General features: G+C 63.5%; 17 protein-coding genes. 7 read left to right on the top strand and 10 right to left on the bottom strand.

Annotation, left to right across the window (positions count from 1 at the left end; translation table 11 throughout):
• Positions 1-141 precede the first annotated feature (141 nt).
• The 6 genes from LAC81_RS18580 (at position 142) to trxA (ending at position 12029) form a co-directional block, all read left to right on the top strand.
• Positions 142-2622, top strand: coding sequence for a PAS domain-containing sensor histidine kinase (locus LAC81_RS18580; RefSeq protein WP_223725976.1), 2481 nt, complete (start codon positions 142-144; stop codon positions 2620-2622).
• A complete protein-coding gene (gene tsaE / locus LAC81_RS18575) occupies positions 2622-4133 on the top strand; it encodes a tRNA (adenosine(37)-N6)-threonylcarbamoyltransferase complex ATPase subunit type 1 TsaE (protein ID WP_223725975.1) in 1512 nt (503 codons plus the stop codon). The genes LAC81_RS18580 and tsaE overlap by 1 nt, the downstream gene beginning before the upstream one ends.
• Positions 4134-4143: 10 nt before the next feature.
• A complete protein-coding gene (locus LAC81_RS18570) occupies positions 4144-4875 on the top strand; it encodes a nucleotidyltransferase family protein (protein ID WP_223725974.1) in 732 nt (243 codons plus the stop codon).
• A complete protein-coding gene (gene addB / locus LAC81_RS18565; RefSeq protein WP_419195783.1) occupies positions 4872-8060 on the top strand; it encodes a double-strand break repair protein AddB in 3189 nt (1062 codons plus the stop codon). Before LAC81_RS18570 ends, addB begins: the two co-directional genes overlap by 4 nt.
• Positions 8050-11619 carry a double-strand break repair helicase AddA gene (gene addA / locus LAC81_RS18560; protein ID WP_223725972.1) on the top strand — a complete coding sequence of 1190 codons (3570 nt, stop codon included), beginning with the start codon at positions 8050-8052 and terminating at the stop codon, positions 11617-11619. Before addB ends, addA begins: the two co-directional genes overlap by 11 nt.
• Before the next feature lie 86 nt (positions 11620-11705).
• The gene (gene trxA, locus LAC81_RS18555) at positions 11706-12029 is read left to right on the top strand and encodes a thioredoxin (RefSeq protein ID WP_034801674.1); all 324 of its coding nucleotides are present in this window, start codon (positions 11706-11708) and stop codon (positions 12027-12029) included.
• Between the two features lie 94 nt (positions 12030-12123).
• On the opposite strand, the gene LAC81_RS18550 is transcribed toward trxA, so the two are convergent.
• From LAC81_RS18550 to LAC81_RS18530, 5 genes are all read right to left on the bottom strand, one after another.
• Entirely contained in the window at positions 12124-13467 is a 1344-nt protein-coding gene (locus tag LAC81_RS18550) for a bifunctional folylpolyglutamate synthase/dihydrofolate synthase (protein ID WP_223725971.1), read from the bottom strand.
• 114 nt (positions 13468-13581) lie between these two features.
• The gene (gene accD / locus LAC81_RS18545) at positions 13582-14496 is read right to left on the bottom strand and encodes an acetyl-CoA carboxylase, carboxyltransferase subunit beta (protein ID WP_113538261.1); all 915 of its coding nucleotides are present in this window, start codon (positions 14494-14496) and stop codon (positions 13582-13584) included.
• Positions 14497-14546: 50 nt separating this feature from the next.
• Positions 14547-15386, bottom strand: a complete 840-nt coding sequence (gene trpA, locus LAC81_RS18540) for a tryptophan synthase subunit alpha (RefSeq protein ID WP_223725970.1) — start codon at positions 15384-15386, stop codon at positions 14547-14549.
• 4 nt (positions 15387-15390) lie between these two features.
• Complete coding sequence (gene trpB / locus LAC81_RS18535) at positions 15391-16611, bottom strand: tryptophan synthase subunit beta (RefSeq protein WP_223725969.1); 1221 nt, start codon at positions 16609-16611, stop codon at positions 15391-15393.
• Positions 16608-17282 (bottom strand): phosphoribosylanthranilate isomerase, encoded by a 675-nt coding sequence (locus tag LAC81_RS18530; RefSeq protein ID WP_223725968.1) that lies wholly within the window; start codon positions 17280-17282, stop codon positions 16608-16610. Before LAC81_RS18530 ends, trpB begins: the two co-directional genes overlap by 4 nt.
• Before the next feature lie 157 nt (positions 17283-17439).
• Here LAC81_RS18530 and LAC81_RS18525 point away from each other — a divergent pair, with 157 nt between their 5' ends.
• The gene (locus LAC81_RS18525) at positions 17440-17634 is read left to right on the top strand and encodes a YqaE/Pmp3 family membrane protein (RefSeq protein WP_077968711.1); all 195 of its coding nucleotides are present in this window, start codon (positions 17440-17442) and stop codon (positions 17632-17634) included.
• Positions 17635-17658: 24 nt separating this feature from the next.
• On the opposite strand, the gene LAC81_RS18520 is transcribed toward LAC81_RS18525, so the two are convergent.
• The 5 genes from LAC81_RS18520 to LAC81_RS18500 form a co-directional block, all read right to left on the bottom strand.
• Entirely contained in the window at positions 17659-18411 is a 753-nt protein-coding gene (locus tag LAC81_RS18520) for a M48 family metallopeptidase (protein WP_223725966.1), read from the bottom strand.
• A gap of 103 nt (positions 18412-18514) precedes the next feature.
• A complete protein-coding gene (locus LAC81_RS18515) occupies positions 18515-18934 on the bottom strand; it encodes a DUF2852 domain-containing protein (RefSeq protein WP_223725965.1) in 420 nt (139 codons plus the stop codon).
• A 146-nt stretch (positions 18935-19080) separates the two neighbouring features.
• Positions 19081-20355, bottom strand: coding sequence for a polyhydroxyalkanoate depolymerase (gene phaZ / locus LAC81_RS18510; RefSeq protein WP_223725964.1), 1275 nt, complete (start codon positions 20353-20355; stop codon positions 19081-19083).
• Between the two features lie 321 nt (positions 20356-20676).
• Positions 20677-21699, bottom strand: a complete 1023-nt coding sequence (locus LAC81_RS18505; RefSeq protein ID WP_223725963.1) for a zinc-binding alcohol dehydrogenase family protein — start codon at positions 21697-21699, stop codon at positions 20677-20679.
• Positions 21700-21731: 32 nt separating this feature from the next.
• Complete coding sequence (locus tag LAC81_RS18500) at positions 21732-22709, bottom strand: ABC transporter permease (protein WP_223725962.1); 978 nt, start codon at positions 22707-22709, stop codon at positions 21732-21734.
• Positions 22710-22732 lie beyond the last annotated feature (23 nt).

Below are 22732 nucleotides of genomic sequence, written 5' to 3'. Positions count from 1 at the left end.
GTCGAATAAGCGGCAAACAGACGGAGACAGACCGGGGATGCAAGCGGAACTGACGCGGACCCTTGACCAGGGCCTCGGGGGAACTGTGCAAGGCGCAACAAGGCCAGCAGCACCCTTTGGACAGACGGGGATGGCAGCGCCATGAACAGAGACCAAACAGCTATTCCGGGCACCCGCCGCAAGGCCCCGAAGTTCCTGCGCCACCTGCTGGCCGGCACCGCTCTCTTTGCAGCAACGGATGCGCTCGCCCAGGTCGCACCGCAAAAAGCCAACATCTTCGGCTCGTCGGAGGTCGTCACCTTCTCCGTACTCATCGGCGTCGTTTCTGCAGCCATGATCTCGGCGATCTGGTTGATCCGCCAGCGCGGCAACATCGAAGCCGAAAACCGTGAATTGCGCTCCGACCTGTCGGACGCCAACCAGCGCCTCTCGCGCTACCAGGCGCTCGTGGCCGACAAGAACCGCCGGATCGTTGTCTGGGACGGGCTTCTTGAACGCGCCGAACTGCTCGGCCAGTTGCCGGCTGAAACCGGCGCTCCGGCAGACGACCGCGAGTTCCTGGCCTTCGGACGCTGGATCAAGGCGCAGTCCGCCGGCGAACTGGAAAACGCGATCGAGGCGCTACGCACACAGGCACGCAGCTTCGACCTGGTGCTCGAAACGCAGCGCAATGAAGTGCTGGAGGCCCAGGGGCGGGTTTCGGGCGGGCGCGCTTTCGTGCGTTTCATCGCCCTCAACAACATGCGCGCAGAGCTCGCGGAGCTGAAACTTGAGCACGATCGGCTCAATACCGCGCTGGTCTCCTTCCGTACGCTTCTTGACGCTATCGACCTGCCGGTCTGGCAACGCGGTACGGATGGCTCGCTCACCTGGGTCAACGAAGCCTATGCCGACGCCGTCGAGGCACCTGATGTTGCGACCGCCGTCAACGAAGGGCGCGAACTGCTCGCGACCGTTGCGCGCGAAAAAATCCGCGCAGTCTCGACCTTCGACACGCCGTTCCGCGACAAAGTCTCGACCGTCGTTCGGGGCAACCGCACCTTCTTCGACGTCGTCGACGCCCGCAGTCCTGCCGGCTCGGCCGGCGTTGCCGTCGATATTTCCGGCATCGAAGCCGTGCGCGAGGAACTCAACCGCACGCTCAAGAGCCACGCCGAAACGCTCGATCATCTCGCGACCCCCGTCGCGATCTTCGACGGCAGTCAACGCCTGCAGTTCTACAACCAGGCCTTCCAGCGCCTGTGGAACCTCGATATCGGCTTCCTGGAACGCAAGCCCGACAACGGCGAAGTACTCGACCGGCTGCGCGCTGGCGGCCAATTGCCGGAACAGCTCAATTGGAAACAATGGAAGGCAAACGCGCTTTCCGTCTATCAGGCGCTCGATACGCAGAGCGACCTTTGGCACCTGCCGAACGGCCAGACACTGCGCGTCTTTGCCACCGCCCGCCCGCAGGGCGGCGTCACCTGGGTATTCGAGAACCTGACCGAGAAGGTCGACCTCGAAACGCGCTACAACACGCTTGTCCAGGTCCAGGGCGAGACCATCGACCATTTGGCCGAAGGTGTGGCAGTGTTCGGTCCCGACGGTCGCATTCGCCTGTCGAACCCCGCGTTCCGAGCGATCTGGGGCATCAGCGAGGCGGAAGCCAAGCCCGGCACCCATATCCGGGCGATCGAGCAAGCCTGCCTCATCTCCTACGACCAGCCGGACGGCTGGAAGCGGTTCACCCACATCATCACGAGCTTCGATGACGAACGGCCCTCCAGCCGCGGCATCCTCGAGCTTCGAACCGGGCTGATCCTCGACTACGCCGTCATCCCGCTGCCGAACGCGCAGACGATGCTGACCTTCGTCAACATCACCGACAGCGTCCGGGTCGAACGCGCGCTCACCGAAAAGAACGAAGCGCTGCGCAAGGCGGATGCCCTGAAGAACGACTTCGTGCATCACGTCTCCTATGAGCTGCGTTCGCCGCTCACCAACATCATCGGTTTCGCCGATCTGTTGAAGACCCCGGCCTTCGGCGATCTCAACGACCGGCAGGCGGAGTATGTCGACCATATCGCGACCTCTTCGTCGTTGCTGCTGACCATCGTCAACGACATCCTGGATCTCGCGACCGTCGATGCCGGCATCGTTCAGCTCGACATGTCAGACATCAGCCTCACCGATTTCCTGGACGATATCGCCCATCAGATGGCCGATCGGCTGATGGAGAGCGGCGTGACCCTCAGGATTGCCGCCCCCGACAATCTCGGCCGCATGATCGCCGACCAGCAGCGGCTGAAGCAGATCTTCGTCAAGCTGCTCACCAATGCCGCCAACTTCGCGCCCGATGGCAGCGCTATCGACCTGAAGTGCCGCCGCGAGGGCAGCGACTTCATCTTCTCGGTTTCGGACCGCGGCCCAGGCATCCCGCAGGACGTGCTCGACACCGTCTTCAATCGCTTCGAGAGCTACGGCCAGCGTGGCGGCGCAGGTCTCGGACTTTCGATCGTCGAGAGCTTCGTCAGCCTGCATCATGGCACCGTCTCCATCCGCAGCAAGGAAGGCGAAGGTACCGAAGTGACCTGCCGCATTCCTTCGGCCGACGTGCCGACTGTCGTCGCGGCTGAATGATGCCCGCGATCGAGCGCTTCCTGGCGGATGAGGCGGCAACAATCGAGCTCGGCGAAGATCTGGCGCTGGCCCTGAGGCCCGGCGACTGCGTCGCGCTCTCGGGTGACCTCGGCGCCGGCAAGTCGACCCTGGCACGCGCCTTCCTTCGAGCCATTGCCGATGACGATGGGCTGGAAGTGCCAAGCCCGACCTTCACGCTGGTCCAAAGCTACGACCTGCGCATACCCGTCGCGCATTTCGACCTCTACCGGCTCGCCGATTCCAGCGAGTTGGACGAACTCGGTTTTGACGAGGCGCTATCGCAAGGCATCTGCCTTGTCGAATGGCCGGAACGGGCTGACGACGCCCTTCCCGCCAGCCGCATCGCGCTGACGATCACCCATGAAGGCGCTGGGCGCCGCGTCGAAATTGCGGGGCCGGACGAAAAGCTGCAGCGCATTGCCCGCACGCTCGCGATCCGAGACTTCCTCGACCGGAACGATCACCCAAGGGCGCGACGCCGCCACCTGAGCGGCGACGCCTCGATCCGCGCCTATGAGCGCGTTTACCCGGCAGACGGCTCCGTTAGCCGGATTCTGATGGATTCTTCACGACACAAGCCGGGACCCATTCTGCAGGACGGCAAATACTACCAGCAGCTCGCTCATATCGCCGAAGACGTCGTTCCCTTCGTCGCCATCGACCAGTTGCTGATTGCCCGCGGCTTTGCAGCGCCTGAAATCTATGCGCGCGATCTCGACCAGGGCATCCTCTTGATCGAAGATCTGGGCTCGGACGGCGTTCTCGATGCGGACGGACAGCCGATCGATGAGCGCTACGTCGAAAGTGCACGGCTGCTGGCACAGTTGCATACAGAGCAGGTGCCAACCGAGATCAGCGTCGACCAAGCGATCATTCACCGCATTCCGGATTTCGACCGCACGGCGATGAAGATCGAGACCCGGCTATTGACCGACTGGTATCTGCCGTGGAGACGCGGCGCGCCGGCAAGCGACGACGAAAAGCGCGAATATGCGGAAATCTGGGACAGCCTGATCGACCTGCTGCAGACGTCCGAGACCAACCTGCTGCTGCGCGACTTCCATTCGCCGAACATCATCTGGCGTGGGGAACGCCAGGGCCTGGACCGGATCGGCCTCATCGATTTCCAGGACGCAATGATTGGTCCGATCGCCTATGACGTGGCGTCGTTGGTGCAGGATGCGCGCGTCAGCATCGCACCTTCGCTCGCAAACCGGATGATGGAAACCTACCTCACGGAGCGACGCGCGAGCGGCAGCTTTGACGAGGCGACGTTCCTGCGCGACTGGCACTTGATGTCGGCACAGCGCAACTGCAAGCTCGTCGGCATCTGGGTGCGGCTGATGCAGCGCGACGGCAAGCCCGGCTACATGAAACACATGCCGCGCACTTTCGCCTATCTTCAGGCGGCGCTTTCACATGAATCGCTGAAACCCTTGCACGACTGGTGTATGAAGACCGGAATCCTCGTTTCCGAATCAGCGAACTGACAGAGAAGCAATGTCGATCAGCAATGCGATGGTGCTCGCCGCGGGCCTCGGCACCCGGCTCCGCCCGATCACCAACACCATGCCGAAGCCGCTCGTGGAAATCGCCGGCAAACCGATGATCGACTATGTGCTGGACCTGCTGGTAGAGGCCGGCGTCACCAGGGCCGCGGTCAACGTGCACCATTTTGCCGATCAGGTGGAAGGGCACCTCAGCCGGCGGAGCGCGCCGGAGATCCTGATCTCGGACGAGCGCGAGGCGCTGATGAACTCCGGCGGCGGCCTGGCCAAGGGCTTGAAACTTTTGCCGGAAGGTCCCGTTCTGGTGATGAATGCCGACCTCTTCTGGGTCGGCGAGCCCTCGGGTGTGCCGAGCAATCTGACGCGGCTTGCTGCAGCTTTCGACGCCGATCGCATGGACATGCTGCTTCTCTGCGTGCGCGACGAGGACACGACCGGGCACAATGGAAAGAAGGACTTTTCGCTCGGCGACGATGGCAGGCTGGCGCGGTACACCGAAGGCCTGCCGAACCCGGTGGTCTATGCTGGCGCGATCGCGCTTCACTCCCGGCTCTTTGCGGACGCGCCCGGTGACGCCTTCAACCTCAACATCTACTTCGACCGCGCGGCCGAGAAGGGACGCCTGCACGGCCTCCTGCTCGACGGCCACTGGATGACGGTCGGCACACCCGAAGCGATCGGCGAAGCGGAGGCGGCAATCCGCCGCCATCAGCCGGGAGGATGAGCGTGAGCGGCCGCCGGTCCAACGTCTTCACCATCCCGCCTGGCCTCCCCTTCCTGAAGACGCTCGCCGAAAAGCTCTGCGACGGTAGCCTGACCCCGGACTTCCGCTACGACGCGGCCGATCCCCTGCCGCTCGCGGGCGTTACGATCTTCGTGCCGACGCGGCGCTCGGCCCGTGTGCTCAGATCCGAATTCGTCGATCTGCTCGGCGGCCGTTCCACCATTCTGCCCACCATCAAGGCGCTCGGCGAGACCGACGACGACAGCGGCTTCTTCGATGCCGAGGTCCCGGCGATCCTCGATCTGGCCCCGCCCCTGCCCGGCACCGCCCGCCTGATCGAGCTTGGCCGGCTTATCCTCGCCTGGCGCAACCGCCTGCCGAAGGTGGTGCTCGACATCCATGCGGAAAGCCCGCTGATTGCGCCGGCGAGCCCGGCCGATGCGGTCTGGCTCGCGCGCAATCTTGCCGATCTCATCGATGCGATGGAGACGGAAGAGCTGGACTGGGACGAGCTCGACCGGCTCGATGCCGGCGAGCATGCGCTCTGGTGGCAGCTGACGCTCGAATTCCTGAAGATTGCCCGCAGCTACTGGCCGGAGCGGCTGGAGGAACTCAAGCAATCCTCGCCTGCACGTCACCGCAACGCCATCCTGCAGGCCGAGACGCAGCGCATTGCCAGCGGCAAGATCGAGGGCCCGATCATCATTGCCGGCTCGACCGGCTCCATTCCGGCCACCGCCGCGCTGATCGCCGCCGTGCAGAAGCTACCGAACGGCACGATCGTGCTGCCCGGTCTCGACCAGACGATGAGCGATGCCGAATGGGACATGATCGTCGCCGACGCAGCACTCGACGGCAGGCCGGACCCGGCAAGCCGCAGCCACCCGCAATACGGTTTCTACCGGCTGCTGAAACGCATGGCCGTGCTCCGTCCCGACGTGACCGCCTTGTCCGATGCTAAGGCCGACCTCGATTTCCGCGCCGAGATCCTTTCTCACGCACTTCTGCCGGCCAAAGCTACCAATGCCTGGACCGAAATGCGCAGCGAACTCGATCCCGATTCACTGCGCGCCGCCTTCAGGGATGCGGCCCTGATCGAAACCGCCAACGAACGCGAGGAGGCGGCGGCAATTGCCGTTGCGCTGCGGCTGGCACTCGAAGGCAGCGACGAGAGCCAGGCGGCGCTGATTACGCCGGATCGGAATCTCGCGCGACGGGTTGGCGCCGAGCTCGCCCGCTTCGGCATCGAGGCGGACGATTCCGCCGGCACCCCTTTATCCTCGACGCCACAGGGCAGCTTTATGCGCCTTCTCCTGGAGGCAAGCCTGCGGCCCGGCGATCCCGTGCCCTTCGTTGCGCTGCTCAAACACCCGCTGGCGCGTTTCGGGCTTTCGCGTGAGGCGATGCGACAGGGCGCCGACGCGCTCGAACGCATGGCACTGCGCGGCAGCACCACGACCGTCGACATTCTCGCCCTTGAACCGCTGCTCGAGGCGGCCATTGCAGGGCACAAGACCGATCGCCACCCACCGGAGTGGCGGGCCGGGATCGGCACCGAGGAGCTTCAGGCAGCGCGCGATCTGGCGGTGAAGATCGGCCTTGCCGTCGCACCGCTGGCTTCCGCGCTCACGCGCAGCAAGGACGGCAGCCGTGTATTTTCGGAGGAGTTCACTTTCGCCGACTGGGCGACGCGCAGTGGCCAGGCGCTGGAAGCAGCGTCAGCCGACGAGCGCGGTGATCTCGGCGGGCTCTGGTCCGGCGAGGCGGCGGATACGCTCGCGACCCTGCTTCGCGGCATCATCGAAACCGATGGCCAGATGACTGCGGACGGGCCGCAATGGTGCGACGTCATGGAGGCGCTTGCGGCAGGTGCTGCGGTCAAGCCGCGTTCCATGCGCCATCCGCGGGTCTTCATCTTTGGTGCGCTGGAGTCCCGCTTGCAGAGCATGGATCTGGTGGTGCTCGGCGCCATGAACGAGGGCAATTGGCCGGGCCAGACCGCCAACGACCCGTTCCTGTCGCGCACGATGAAGACGGGCATCGGTCTCGAGCCGCCCGAGCGGCGAATCGGCCAGCTCGCGCACGACTTCCAGATGGCCTGCGGCACAAGACGGCTGATCTTCACCCGCTCCATGCGCCAGGGCGCAGCACCCACCGTCGCCTCGCGCTGGCTGCAGCGCTTGCTGGCACTCGGCGGCGAACGGCTGACGGCAGCCTTGAGGGCCAATGGTTCGGACTATCTGGCCTGGGCCCGCATGCTGGACGACGGAGGAAGGCAGCCACTGGCCGAGCGCCCTGCCCCCAAGCCGCCGGCGGACCTACAGCCTCGCAAATACTCCTTCAGCGAAGTTTCACGGCTGAGGCGCGACCCCTACGCGATCTACGCCCGACGGATCCTTCGCCTGCACCCGTTGCTGCCGTTCAACAGTGACCCGGGTCCTGCCGAGCGCGGCACACTCTATCACCAGATCGTCGAGCGTTTCGTCCGCGGCGGTTTCGACCTCCAGTCCCGTGCAGCCGAGGAAGCGATGCAGCGGCTGCTGAACGAGGCTTTCGACGAGGCACGACTGCCAACGCATATCGATACGATCTGGCGGCCGCGCTTTGCCGCCGTCGGCTTGGCCTTCATCAAATGGGAACGGGACCGCGCCCGCTTCCTGCGTCGTTCGCGCACCGAGGTGGCCGCATCGATGGAGCTTGGCGTCGCCGACATGCGGCTGACCGGCATTGCCGACCGGCTCGATACGCTGACCGACGGCAGCGTCGAGATCATCGACTACAAGACCGGCTCCAGCCCATCGGTCAAGGAGGCGCGTGTGCTGCTCGACCCGCAGCTCGCCCTCGAAGCGGCCGCTCTCAAGGCCGGTGCCTTCAAGGATGTGCCCCCCAGTCATCCGCAATCTCTGCTCTATGTCCGGCTCAAGCCCGGATCGCGTTTCAAGCACGAGACGGTCAATAACGAGGGCAGCAAAGCCAAGGAAACCAAATCCGCCGACCTACTCGCCGACGAATCCCTTACCGAGCTCAGAAAGCTCCTGAGTGCGCTGCTTTCGGGCAGGCATGGCTTTGCATCACGCGTGATTGTTCAGAAAGAGCGCGATTACGGCGGCGAATATGACCATTTGGCACGCGTGGCCGAATGGTCGACAGCCGACAGCGAAGAGGAGGACGGCGATGAGGGATGACAGCCTCGGCCCCGAACAGGCGACGCCGCAGGGCTGGCTCGACTGGACCTCGCGTCGGCAGTCGCTTGCCTCCGACCCTGCGCGTTCCGCCTGGGTTTCGGCCAATGCCGGTTCCGGCAAGACCCACGTGCTGACCCAGCGGGTGATCCGGCTGCTGCTTGCCGGCTGCCGTCCCTCGGCGATCCTGTGCCTCACCTATACCAAGGCGGCGGCATCGGAAATGTCGAACCGCGTCTTCGAACGGCTGGCCGAGTGGGTCACGCTCGACGACGCGACGCTCGAAAAGCGAATCGAGGCGATCGAGGGCGAACGCCCTGGTCTGCTGAAGCTGCAAGAAGCGCGTCGCCTGTTCGCCCGCGCGCTCGAAACGCCCGGTGGCCTCAAGATCCAGACGATCCACGCCTTCTGCGAGGCGCTGCTGCATCAGTTTCCGCTGGAAGCCAACGTCGCCGGGCATTTCTCGGTTCTCGACGATCGCGCTGCCGCCGTGCTGCTTGCCGATGCACGCCGCATGCTGCTGACGGCGACGGCGGCCAAGGACGATCCGGAACTGGCGCGCGCCTTCGCCACCGTGCTCGACCTTGCCGACGATACCGGACTTGAAAAACTGCTCGCGGCGATCGTCGAGAACCGTACCTCGATCCAGGCCTTCCTCGAGCATGCCGATGCGCACGGTGGCACCGAGGCGGAGTTGCGCCGTGCCCTGAAGCTGACACCGGACGAAAGCGTCGACAGCGCGATGGCCGCGATCTGGCCCCTGTCGGGACTGAACGGCGCCTCCCTGGAACGGTACGTCTCGCTGGCCACGAGTGTCGGCGGATCAAAGGTGCTCGACTTTGCGGAAGGGCTGAGGACCGTCTCCAAACTCACGGATGTGGGTGCACGCTATGACGGTCTCAGGCATTTGTTCTTCACTGGGACTGGCAAGGCCCGGGCACAATCGACCTTCCTCAACAAGGCGATGCAGCAGGCGGCGCCCGATCTCATTGACCTCGTGGATGAAGCCTACCGCCACGTCGTCGCCTGCATCGATCACATCAGCATTCTCAAGATGTTCGAGGCGACGCTTGCCGCGCTGACGCTCGCAGAAAGGCTCAACGTCGACTACGAGGAACTCAAGCGGCGACGCAGCCAGCTCGATTTCGAGGACCTGATCAACCGCACGGCGGCGCTCTTTGCCCGCGGCGACGTCAGCGCCTGGGTGCATTACAAGCTCGACAAGGGCATCGACCACATCCTCGTCGACGAGGCCCAGGATACCAGCCCGACGCAATGGACGATCATCCAGGCGCTGGCTGCCGATTTCTTCTCTGGTGAAAGCGCGCGGGGCACCGCCCGTACCATGTTCGCCGTTGGCGACGAGAAGCAGTCGATCTACTCCTTCCAGGGCGCGCGGCCGGAGCGGTTTTCACGCGAGAGCCAGGAAACCGAGCGGCGGGTCCGCGACGGCGGCAAGGCCTTCGAACCCATCCGCCTGCAGCTCTCCTTCCGCTCGACCGTCGACGTGCTTTCTGCCGTCGATGCCGTCTTTGCCAATCCGGCGCATGCCCGGGGCCTCAGCGCCCGCAACGAGCCCGTCGTCCATGCGTCGAACCGCATCGGACATCCCGGCGCGGTCGACATCTGGGAGGTGATTGCCACCGAGCCGACTGACACGGACGAGGAGTGGACAGCGGCATTCGACGCGGCACCCGAGAGTGCACCGGTCAATATCCTCGCTCGCCGGATCGCAGCCACGCTGGAGAGCTGGATTGGCAAGGAGACGATCGTCGAGAAGGGCATTCGCCGACCGATGCGTCCGGGCGACGTGATCGTGCTGGTCCGCAAGCGCGACGCCTTCGTGAACGCCCTGACCCGCGCTCTCAAGCGCCGAAACAACATTCCGGTCGCCGGCGCCGACCGCCTGGTACTCACCAAACATATTGCCGTTCAGGACCTGCTGGCACTTGGACGCTTCGCCCTCTTGCCGCAAGACGACCTGTCACTCGCCGCGCTGCTGAAGAGCCCGCTGTTCAACCTCGGGGAAGACGCGCTGTTCGAGCTCGCAGCCCGACGCAAGGAAGGCGAAAGCCTCTGGCAACGGCTGCAGGCCGAGGCGGCCGAGGGTATCCTGTTCCACCAGACAGCAAGGTCGCTCAAAAGTTATATGGCGCTCGCCGACCAGCTTGCGCCGCACGATTTCTATGCCCGCATCCTTGGCGTCCATGGCGGCCGGGCCGCCTTCCTGGCGCGGCTCGGCACCGAGGTCAGCGACATTCTCGACGAGTTCCTGACTTTCGCGCTCGATCAGGAAAGAAGCGGTCTCCCCGGCCTGCAGGCGTTCGTTTCGACGCTGGAAATGGAGGCGCCGACGGTCAAGCGCGAGCAGGACAAGGAGCGCGACGAAGTGCGGATCATGACGGTGCACGCCGCCAAGGGCCTGGAAGCGCCGGTCGTCTTCCTCGTCGACGGCGGTGGCGCGGCGTTCAGCAACCAGCATGTCCCCTCTCTGCGCTTCCTTGAACTCTCCCAACGGAATGGCGCCGCCCTGTCGTTGCCGGTGTGGCGCGCACCGGGCTCGGAATCGAACACGCTCGTGACCGCAGACGGCGACCGATTGAAGACGCTCGCCGAGGAAGAGTATCGCCGCCTGCTCTATGTCGGCATGACCCGCGCTGCCGATCGCTTGATCGTCTGCGGTTATCGCGGGCAGAGGACCGTCGCCGAAACATGGCATGCTATGGTTCAGGCAAGCCTCACCGGCGACGAAAATGGCCGCGGCCACCCGAAGACCTTTCATGCGGGCGGCGAGGAATGGTCAGGCCATGCCTGGCGCGAGAAGCAGCTTGAACGCGACCTTCCCTCCGAGGGCACGCCGGCACCGGACGCCAGTCGCCCGGCATCCGGCCTGCCAAAAGCACTCTCGACACCGTTGCCGCCGCAGAAGCAGCTGCCGCGGCCGCTAAGCCCCTCCGGCGTCGGTATCGCCATCGACGAGGATGACGGTGATGCGCTCGTCGGATCCGCGCTCTTTTCAGAGAAGACACCGGCCAATCTCTCGATGTTGCGCGGCGCCATCCTGCACCGGCTCCTGCAGGTTCTGCCCTCGATGATTGCCGGCCACGATCGCCGCGCCGCAGCCGAACGCTACCTCCTGCGTTCCGTGCCCCGTTGGTCGCCCGAACAGCGCTCGGCGCTGATTTCCGGCGTTGAAAACGTGCTCGACCACCCGGATCTGGAGGCGCTCTTCTCGACCGGCAGCCGTGCCGAAGTCTCGATCATGGGCACGTTGACCCTCGGCACCCGCGAGCACGCGGTCTCCGGCCGCATCGACCGGCTCGCCGTCAGCAACGGCATCGTGACCATTGCGGATTTCAAGACGAACCGGCAGGTGCCGGCTTCGCAAGGTGATATCCCCTTCGCCTACAGGGCACAGCTTGCGATCTATCGCGAGCTGTTGCGGCCACTCTATCCCGGACACGCGTTCCGATGCGTGCTGATCTTTACCGAAGGGCCGGCAATCCATGTCGTAGCGGATCAGGCGCTCGACAGGAGCCTTGAAGACCTCGCGACAAAGTGAGATACCCGATATTGAAAATCCAGCGGTGCCATCTCACATGAGACACAACATCTGGATACTGCCATTCCGAACGCAAGGAGCAGCCTATGGCTACTGTAAAGGTCGATACGTCCAATTTTCAGCAGGAAGTGCTGAACTCCGCCGAGCCGGTGGTTGTCGATTTCTGGGCTGAATGGTGCGGCCCGTGCAAAATGATCGCGCCGAGCCTCGAGGAAATCTCGAACGAACTCGCCGGCAAGGTCAAGGTTGCCAAGCTCAACATTGACGAAAACCCGGAACTGGCCGCCCAGTACGGCGTCCGCTCGATCCCGACACTGGCCATGTTCAAGGCTGGCGAAGTGGCTGACATCAAGGTTGGCGCTGCGCCGAAGACGGCCCTTTCCTCGTGGATCTCCACGGCGGTCGCCTGAAACCTTCGCTGACTACCGCAGCAGAAAGCCCGGCATGCCGGGCTTTTTTCTTATCTTGAATCTGGCATTTCCAGAAGGCGGCGCCACCGGCGGATCACTTCGGCGGCGTGCCATTGTCGGCGAGAACATCGCCGACGAGATAGAGCGAGCCGCCGATCAGGATGCGCGGCGGAGCCGGATCCTCATCGACCAGATTGGCAATGATCGTCAGCGCTTCGGCGACGGAGGAGACGGCCGAAGCCTCAAACCCGACAGCCGCGGCGTCAGTGGCAAGCGCCACCGGGTCAAGACCCGCATCCGAACCACGGATCGGAACGGTGAAGACCTGTTCGGCGAGATCCAGAAACGCCCGGAAGTAGCCGATCGGATCCTTGGTGTTGATCATGCCGATGATCAGGAACAAGGGGCGCGATTCGCGTTCTTCGAAGGTCGCCATCGCCTCCGCGATCACCTGGCCGGCACCGGGATTGTGGCCACCATCGACCCAGATTTCTGCATCGGCCGGGCCGTAGCGTGTAAGCTTGCCGCTCGTCAGGCGCTGCAGGCGCCCCGGCCACTCGACACCGGCAAGCCCCTTCTCGATCGCCGCCTCCGAAACATCGAAGCCCGCGGCCCGCACGGCCCGAATGGCGGCGGCGGCATTGGCGTACTGGTGACGTCCCGGCAGCTTCGGTAATGGCAGATCGGAGAGCCCGCTCCCGTCCTGATAGATGAGACGGCCGAATTCCTCATGCGCCATGAAATCCTGGCCATAAACGAACATCGGGCAGCCGAGACGCTCGGCCGTCGAGATCAGCACGTCGCGCGCGGCCTCTTCCTCCTGGTGGCCGATCACCACCGGGCAGCCGCGCTTCATGATGCCGGCCTTTTCCGCGGCGATCAGTTCCACCCGATCACCCAGATAGGCCTGATGGTCCAACGAGATCGGCATGATGACCGAGACGGCGGGTCGGGCTATGACATTGGTCGCGTCGAAACGGCCACCGAGGCCAACCTCGATGATCGCGACATCCGCGGGGTGCTCGGCGAAGAGCAGGAAGGTGACCGCGGTCAGGATTTCAAAGACGGTGATCTTCTCGCCAGCATTCGCTTGAGCCACCCGACGCACGGCCTCGGCCAGAACAGGGTCGCTGACGAGCCTGCCCCTGCCGCCCTTGACGCCGAGGCGGTAACGCTCGTGCCAATTGACGAGATGCGGCGAGGTGTGGACGTGAACGCTGAGACCAGCGGCCTCCAGGATTGACCGCGAAAACGCCGTTGCCGAGCCCTTGCCATTGGTGCCGGCGACATGGATCACCGGTGGCAGGCGGTCCTGCGGATTGCCGAGCGCGGCAAGAAGCCGGGTGATCCTGTCCAGCGACAGGTCAAAGCCCTTGGGGTGGAGGGCAAGGAGTTTTTCGATCTCATAGCCCGCTTCGCTGGCTTCCACCGCTGTCATCTCTCACCCCACCGCGACAAGCTCGACTGCCGAAACATCTCCGTCGCGCGGAGATGTTCATTTTTTGTGCCCAGTTCCAGAAATCCGGTTCAGATTTTTCTTGGAACAGCAGCCTTAAGCGCTTGCCGCGACCGGCAAAGCGGCCGGCTGCGTGCCGCCGTTGAGCTTCGAGGCTTCTGCCGGCTTCTTCATCAGGATCTTCAGGACCCGAGCGAGCGTCGACGGAAGGTCATGGCGCTTGACGACCATGTCAATCATGCCGTGCTCCAGCAGGTATTCCGAGGTCTGGAAGCCTTCCGGCAGCTTCTCACGCAACGTCTGCTCGATCACCCGCTTGCCGGCAAAGCCGATTTCGGCGCCTGGCTCGGCCATGTGGATATCGCCAAGCATCGCATAGGATGCGGTGACGCCACCGGTCGTCGGGTTGGTGAGCACGACGATGTAGGGAAGACCGGCTTCCTTCAGCATGTTGACGGCAACCGTCGTGCGCGGCAGCTGCATCAGCGACAGGATGCCTTCCTGCATGCGGGCGCCGCCCGATGCCGGGAAAATGACCAGCGGGCACTTCTCGGCGATTGCCCTTTCGAAGGCCTTGATGATCGCCTCTCCGGCCGCCATTCCGAGCGAGCCGCCGATGAAGTTGAACTCGTGCACGACGCCAACGAGCTTGACACCCTGAACGCGGCCGAGGCCAGCGACGATCGTGTCTTCGAGCTCGGTCTTGGTACGGCTGTCGCGCAGACGGTCGACATACTTCTTGGAATCGCGGAATTTCAGCGGGTCCTGGGCAACCTTGGGCTGCGGGAACGCCTCATAGATGCCGCCGTCGAACAGGTCCTTCAACCGCGCCTTGGCCGGCATCTTCATGTGGAAGCCGGACTGCGGGATGACCCACTTGTTTTCCTCGAGATCCCGGTGGAACACCATCTCCCCGGTTTCCGGGCACTTGATCCAGAGGTTTTCCGGAACTTCCCGGCGGCCCAGCATCGAGTTGATCTTCGGCCGAACGTAGTTTGTGATCCAGTTCACTTAGTAACTCCTGAAGACTTTCTTCGGGTTGTGCGCGCTAATATAGGCAATTATTCGGCTGCTGCGAGGCGTGCGGACCGCACTCCTGCCGAGAGCCCTCTGACCAGCGCTTCAACACCCGGAACCGTCGCGTCGGTCGCCTTGCCCTCTTCGGTCAGGCTCGACGCGATCTGGTTGACGATCGCCGTACCGACGACCACGCCATCGGCGGATGCACCGATGGCTCTTGCATGTTCCGCCGTCTTGACGCCGAAACCGACGCAGACCGGCAGAGAGGTATGCGCCTTGATACGCGCGACGGCGCCGCCGATCAACGACGGATCGGGCAGAGCCGAGCCGGTGATGCCGTTCATCGAGACGTAATAGACGAAACCGGAGGTGTTTTCGAGCACCTTCGGTAGGCGACGCTCATCTGTCGTCGGCGTCGCCAGGCGAATGAAGTTGATGCCCTTCTCAAGCGCCGGGATGCAGAGTTCGTCGTCCATCTCCGGCGGCAGGTCGACGACGATGAGGCCGTCGATGCCGGCGGCGAGCGCATCGGTCAGGAAACGGTCAACGCCGTAGATATAGATCGGATTGTAGTAGCCCATCAGCACGATCGGCGTGCGCTGGTCGTCTTCACGGAAACGGCGAGCGATCTCAAGCGTCTTGGCGAGCGTCTGGCCGCCCTTCAGCGCGCGCTGACCGGCAAGCTGGATCGCCGGGCCATCGGCCATCGGATCGGAAAAGGGCATGCCGAGTTCGATGACGTCGGCGCCAGCTTTCGGCAACGCCTTCATGATCGAAAGCGACGTCTCGAAATCCGGATCGCCGGCCATGAAGTAGGTGACGAGGACCGGACGTCCTTCGGCCGCCACATCGGCAAATCTCTTGTCCATGCGTGCGGTCATGATCTTACTGCCCCATTCCCAGCAATTTGCCGACGGTGAAGATGTCCTTGTCCCCGCGACCGGAGAGGTTCATCAGGATGATCTCGTCCTTGCCCATCTTCGGTGCACGCTTGATGACCTCGGCAAGCGCGTGCGACGGTTCGAGCGCCGGAATGATGCCTTCGAGGCGGGTCAGCGTCTGGAACGCTTCGAGCGCTTCGTGGTCCATGATCGGCACATATTCGACGCGGCCGACATCATTGAGCCAGGCATGCTCCGGACCGATGCCGGGATAGTCGAGCCCGGCCGAAATCGAATGGCCTTCCTTGATCTGGCCGTCGTCGTCCTGCAGCAGATAGGTGCGGTTGCCGTGCAGAACGCCGGGCGAACCGGCGGTGATCGAGGCGCAATGCTCGTCGCCCTCGATGCCCTTGCCGCCGGCTTCGACGCCGACGATCTTGACGCTTTCGTCATCAAGGAACGGATGGAAGATGCCGATCGCGTTGGAGCCACCGCCAACGGCAGCGACGACGAGATCCGGCAGCCGGCCTTCGGCAGCGAGCATCTGCTCCTTTGCTTCCTGGCCGATAACCGCCTGGAAATCGCGGACCATTTCCGGATAGGGATGGGGACCGGCAGCCGTGCCGATCAGATAATAGGTGTTGTCGACATTGGTGACCCAGTCGCGCAGCGCCTCGTTCATCGCATCCTTGAGCGTGCCGCTGCCGGCCGTTACCGGCTTAACCTCTGCACCGAGCAGCTTCATGCGGAAGACGTTCGGAGCCTGGCGCTCGACATCGGTCGCGCCCATGTAGACGACGCAGGGCAGGCCGAAGCGAGCCGCAACCGTCGCCGAAGCCACGCCGTGCTGGCCGGCACCGGTCTCGGCGATAATGCGCGTCTTGCCCATGCGCTTGGCGAGCAGGATCTGGCCAATGCAGTTGTTGATCTTGTGCGAGCCGGTGTGGTTCAGCTCCTCGCGCTTGAAGTAGATCTTCGCACCGCCGAGCTCGGCCGTCAGTCGCTCGGCGAAATAGAGCGGGCTCGGCCGGCCGATATAGTGGGCACCGAGATGTGCCAGCTCCGCCTTGAAGGCCGGATCGTCCTTTGCCTTGTTCCACTCGTCCTGCAGGTCGAGGATCAAAGGCATCAATGTCTCGGCCACGAAACGGCCGCCAAAAATGCCGAAACGGCCGTCCTCGTCGGGACCGCCCCGGAAAGAATTCAACTTTGGCGCCTGGTTCACGTCCTGCTCCCTGACCGTGGCATGCCCGCCTCCGCCTGGCGAACGGCATTGAAAAACGATTCCATGAGCTTCAGATCCTTGACGCCCGGCGCGCTCTCGACGCCGGAGGAGATATCGATGGCCCGGGCGCGGGTCTGCACCATGGCCTCGCCGATGTTCTCGGCGTTAAGCCCACCGGAAAGCATGTAATCGACGCTTCCGTCAAGCGCATCGAGCAGCTTCCAGTCAAAGGAAACACCGTTGCCACCGGGCAAATCAGAACCCGCAGGCGGCTTGGCATCGAAGAGAAAGCGGTCGGCGATGCCGACATAGGCGTCGATCTTTTCGAGGTCCGACGCTTCGCGCACCGAAAGGGCCTTCATGACAGGAAGGCCGTACATCGCCTTGACCGTCAGCAGCCGTTCCGGGTCCTCGCTGCCATGGAGCTGCAGGATATCGGGGTTGAGCGCCGAAACGATCTCGTCGAGCTCGTCGTTATCGGCATTGACCGTGACGGCGACGATCTTCGCCTGGCCGCGAATCCGCTCCGCCAGACGGCCCGCATCATCAGGCTCGATGTTCCTGGGGCTCTTGGGGAAAAAGATGAAGCCGGTATGGGATGCTCCGAGCGCGACAGCACGCTCAACCGCTTCCGCGGTCTTCAGCCCGCATATCTTCACTTCGGTTTTCATGAGAAGCGACCTTGCATGAAATGTCGCGCGAGTCGAGCCAAAAACCGACGCGCGAGGCCCCGGCCAGCGCCTCCGGCACGATGTCCCGGCGGCCGTTGCGCCCCTTGCGCGGCAGGCGCGCTTTCACCATATGCATTTTACCACAATGGAGAGAATGATGCGCCTGTTGCTCGCGCTTATCCTGCCCTGGCTGCAGTTTTTCACCATCGGCCGTCCCTTTGCCGGGCTCATCTGCCTGATCCTGCAACTGACCCTGATCGGCTGGGTTCCGGCGGCGATCTGGTCGGTTTATGCACTGAGCCAATACAAGACCGATGAGAAGATCCGCGAAGCGCTGCGCTACCGCGCATAACGCACGCACAGCCTTTGGGCGCGCTCAGTCAAAGTCGATCGCGTGAAGCATCGTACCGTTGCGGCGGAGCCATCGTTTGGCGTCGTCCGTATCCGGACACAGCCTCCCACACAGCGCCCAAAAATCGGGACCGTGATTCATCTCCTGCAAATGCGCCACTTCATGCGCAGCGAGATAGGCAATGACCTTTGGCGGCGCCATGACGATGCGCCAGGAAAAACTCAACGCGCCATCGGCCGAGCACGATCCCCAACGGCTGCGCGTGTCCTTCAGCGACAGCGACTTTGCGCGCCGGCCGATGCGGCCGGTATAGATCGCCACCAGCCGATCGAGATCCTGACGGGCTTCCTTCTTGAGGAAATCGACGATGCGCCGGTTCAGGTGCTCCTCGTCGCCGCTGACGCGCAGCACCGGTTCGCCATCGACCAGGATCGCTTCCGTCAGCCCGCGAATCTTGCCGGTGCGCTCGATCCGGTGGGAAATGCCGCGGATCAGGATGGAGCCGCCCTCCTCGATCTGGCTCTCGCCGGAGAAGCGGGCAAGCTTCGTCATCAGCCAGCCCTGATGGCGATTGAGAAAGGCGTTGACCTCGCGCTCCGGCAGGCCCTGGGGGATCGTCATTTTCAGTGCCCGGCCGCCGGGCTCGATGCGCAGCGTCATGCGGGTCGCGCGCGCGTTCTGCTTGATCGTCAGCGGCAGGGACTTGCCGGCGACCTCGATCTGCCGCGTCATGGCGGGTGGTGCAGGTTGGATGCGCCGCTTGAAGGAAGGGAACATGCAGGCTTTCTAACCGATTCGCGGGGCTTTCGGCTACAGGGCCGCGAGACGCGAATGGGTAATCCGGCGTTTCACATGAAACGCCGGAGGCATTTTCTTCAAATTAGTGGGCTTCGACAATCGGGCCGGAGCCGCCGTTCTTGCGGTCGCGCATGAAGCGGTCGAACTCTTCCTGGTCCTTGGCGCGGCGAAGCTCGCGCACATAGGTGTCGAACTCTTCGCGCATTTCGTCGAGCTTGCGGCGCTGTTCGTCGAGGCGCGCAAGTTCAGCTTCGCGCCAGTCGTCGAATGCGGCGTTGCCGGTGCGATGCGTCCAGTTGGAACGGCGACCGCCGCGCTTGAATGCCGAGCACATGCCACCCACCGTATCGTTGGCGTCTTTCTTGAACGTCTTGAGTTTTTCGCCGAACAGGATGTAGGCGAGCATGGCCAAGCCCAGTGGCCAGAAGACCACGAAGCCGAGCACCATCAGGGCGATGGTCGCGGGCGTCCAATCCGGACGGATCATTGCAGATTGGTTCATCTTCAGGATTCCTCGCAATCATCCGGGCCACCCATGCGGCCCGATGAAAACGATGTGGGAAGGCGCCCTTGGCTGTGCAAGACGCCCTCCCCCGGAATCGGACAAACCCTTGACTCTACGCGGTCAAAACGGCGCCGACCATGGGATCAGGCCGACTTGCCGCCCTTGATCAGCTGCTTCACCGGCTTCACGTGACGCGCGTGCTCCCGGTGGAAGGCAACGATGCGCGGCGCGATTTCGCGGCGGAAGCGCGAACCGTTGAAAACGCCGTAGTGGCCGACATCCGGCTGCATGTAGTGCATGCGCATATGGTCGGGGATATTGGTGCAGATCGTCTGCGCCGCTTTCGTCTGGCCAACGCCGGAGATGTCGTCGTTCTCGCCTTCGACCGTGAGCAGCGCCACCTTCTTGATCGCCGTCGTATCGACGCGCTTGCCGCGATGCATCATCTCGCCCTTGGGCAGCGCATGCTGCATGAACACCACCTGCACGGTCTGCAGGTAGAATTCGGCGGTCAGGTCCATGACGGCCAGATACTCGTCGTAGAAGTCCCGATGCTTTTCGGCCGCATCGCCGTCGTTCTTGACCAGATGGGCAAAGAACTCCTTGTGGGCGATCAGATGCCGGTCGAGGTTCATCGACATGAAGCCGGAAAGCTGCAGGAAACCCGGATAGACCATGCGCATGAAGCCCGGCTGCGGCCACGGCACCGGCATGATGACATTGTCGCGGAACCATTCGATCGGCCGCTGCTCGGCCAGCTGATTGACGCCCGTCGGGTTGATACGGGTATCGATCGGTCCGCCCATCAGCGTCATCGTCGCCGGCGACAGCGGATCATCAACCGCTTCCATCAGCGCAACGGCTGCGAGGACCGGCACTGCCGGCTGACAGACGCCGATCACATGGGTGTTCGGCCCCAGGTAGTGCAGCATCTGGATGACGTAGTCGATGTAGTCATCGAGATCGAAGGTGCCTTCGCTGAGAGGCACCATGCGGGCGTCGATCCAGTCGGTGATGTAGACGTCGGAATGCGGCAACAAGGCTTCCACCGTGCCGCGCAGCAGCGTCGCGTAGTGGCCGGACATCGGCGCCACCACCAGCACCTTCGGGTCGGCGGCACGCCCCTTGGGCAGGGCACGCTCGAAATGGATGAGGTTGCAGAAAGGCGCGCGCCAGACGATGCGCTCGTAGACGGAGACAGACGCGCCGTCGACCTCGGTCGTTGGAAGTCCGAACTCCGGCTTGCCATAGCGGCGAGTGGAACGCTCGAACACTTCGAGCCCCGCAGCGGCGGCACGACCGAAATAGGTGTGCGAGACGGGGTTCATCGGATTGCTGAAGGCAAGCCGCATGGCATCGGCAGCCGTACGCCACGGCGCCATCATGGCATGGTTCAATTCATAGAGCTGGTAGAACATGGGAAGCGTACCCCTTGGTTCAATCAACGACAACGCCGCTCCCGGTCGGACGCAAGCTTGCGATTGTTTGTCTTGGTGTCCGCAATCGGTGCCAGACTACCATTTTTCTTGTGCAGTGCAACAAATATACCCGTCACGCCTCGATACAAGGCCTGAGACCAGAATGAATCTGGATTCCTGACGATTTGCAAACGAGCTTGTCCGAAACTGGCGGTTTTCCGCTATTTTCGTGCGTTGAGAGCCGATGCAGAGCATTTTCAGGGAAAAATGGAGCGAATGTCCGGGGCAGCCCCTGCGGCAATGCAGCAAGGCCGCCCTCGCTCATGCAGCAGCCACCTTGACGATTGCCTTGACCAGACCCGCCTTTTCTTCTGCCCAGCGCGGAAGATCGGCCACCGCACCCTCCAGCGTCGTGCGGTGAGTGATCAGCGCCTCGACCGGCACAAGGCCGGAAGCAATCGATGCGACGACATGATCGAAGTCTTCGCGGGTCGCATTGCGGCTGCCGATCAAGGTCATCTCGCGCTTGTGAAATTCCGGATCGGAAAAGCGGATCTCGTCCTTCACGACACTGACGAAGACCAGGATGCCGCCATGGGCGACATAGGCAAAAGCGGCCTGCATCGAACCACCATGTCCGGTGGCGTCGAAGACCACATCGAACCCGTCCCTGCCCGTCGCATCGGCTATGCGTGACGCCATGTCGGCGCCAGCGACGATACCCTCGGCGAAGCCGAGCTTTCGGGCTGCAAAGTCCAGCCGCTCGGTGCTGGTATCGACGAGCGTCACCTGATGGCCGGCGATGCGCGAGAAGATCGCCGTGCCGAGACCGATCGGCCCTGCGCCGATGACCAGCGCCCGTGAACCGGCCCCGGCGGAGGCACGACGTACCGCGTGGGCACCGATCGCCAGAAATTCGACGGTGGCGGCCGCCTCCGGTGTGAGGTCATGTGCCGGATAAAGATTAGCCTCCGGCACGACGATCTCTTCACAGAAGGCACCATCGGTATGGACGCCGAGAACCTGGATGGCGGTGCAGCAGTTGGGCTTACCATTTCGACAGGCAACGCAATTGCCGCAGGAGAGATAGGGGTTCACCACGACAGACGTGCCGGGCGCGATCGCCGTGCCGCGGCCACCGGCAATCACGGTTGCCGAGATCTCGTGACCCATGACCCTGGGATACTTGAGGAACGGATGCTTGCCGGCGAAGATATGGTAGTCGGTGCCGCAGATGCCGACATGGCTGACGGCGAGGCGCACCCAACCGTCAGGCACATTCTCAGCCGGCGGGCGGTCAACGACCTCCAGGTGGCCGGGTTCAAGGCAGAGCACGGCTTTCATGACAGTTCCCACGGAATGTTCGGTGTCGGCGCCTAGCGGGCGCTGCGACGCCGGAGTTGGTCGAAATAGACGATGACGATGATCAGGACGCCGGTGATGATGCGCTGCCAGAACGAGTTGACGTTCAGGAGGTTGGCGCCGTTGTTGATCGTCGCGAGGATGAATGCGCCGAGCAGCGGCCCATGCACCGAGCCGACTGCACCGAAGAGGCTGGTGCCGCCGATGACCGACGAGGCGATCGCCTGCAGTTCCCAGCCCTCGGCTTGCGTGGCGTTGCCGATGCCGATGCGCGAGGCGAGCAACAGGCCGACGAAGGCAGCGCAGGTCGAGGAGAGGATATAGGCAAGATAGATGGTGCGGTGAACGTTGACGCCGGAGAGGCGCGCCGCCTCGCTGTTCGACCCAACCGCGAAGAGATAGCGGCCGAAACGGCTCAGGTGCAGGAAGACATAGGCCGGGATCGCCACCACGATCACCATCCAGAACAGGCTCGGCACACCGAGGAAGTCCGCGCGCGAGAAATTGGTGAAGGCCTCGTTGGTGATCGAGATCGTCGAGCCGTTGGTGATCAAGAGGCCGATACCGCGGAGCGAGGTCAGGGTCGCGAGCGTGATGATGAAGGGCGGCAGCCCCATGCGCACGATGCCGAAGGCATGGAAGGCGCCGATCAGCACCCCGAAGGCGAGCGTCAGGATGATCGCGGCCCAGAGCGGCATGCCGGCCGCAAGCAGCCATGCCACGATGACGCTGGTGAAACCGACCACGGCGCCGACCGAAAGGTCGATGCCGGCGGTGATGATGACGAAGGTCTGGCCGACCGCAAGAATCGCGGTCATCGCCCCCTGGCGCAGCAGGTTGCTGATGTTGTTTGGCGTCCAGAAACTGTTGGTGGCCAGGCCAAGCAGCAGCCAGAGGAACAGGAGCAGCCCCAGCAGGGTGAGGCCGAACAGAATGCTTACGCCCTTGCGTGGCGCCGCACTGGCGCCGCTCTCCACCGTTTCCGCACTCATCGTCTTCCTCCCTGCATCCCTCA

It is taken from the genome of Ensifer adhaerens, assembly GCF_020035535.1.
In the GTDB taxonomy this organism is placed as follows: domain Bacteria; phylum Pseudomonadota; class Alphaproteobacteria; order Rhizobiales; family Rhizobiaceae; genus Ensifer.
This window is presented reverse-complemented; position numbering and strand designations above follow the sequence as displayed.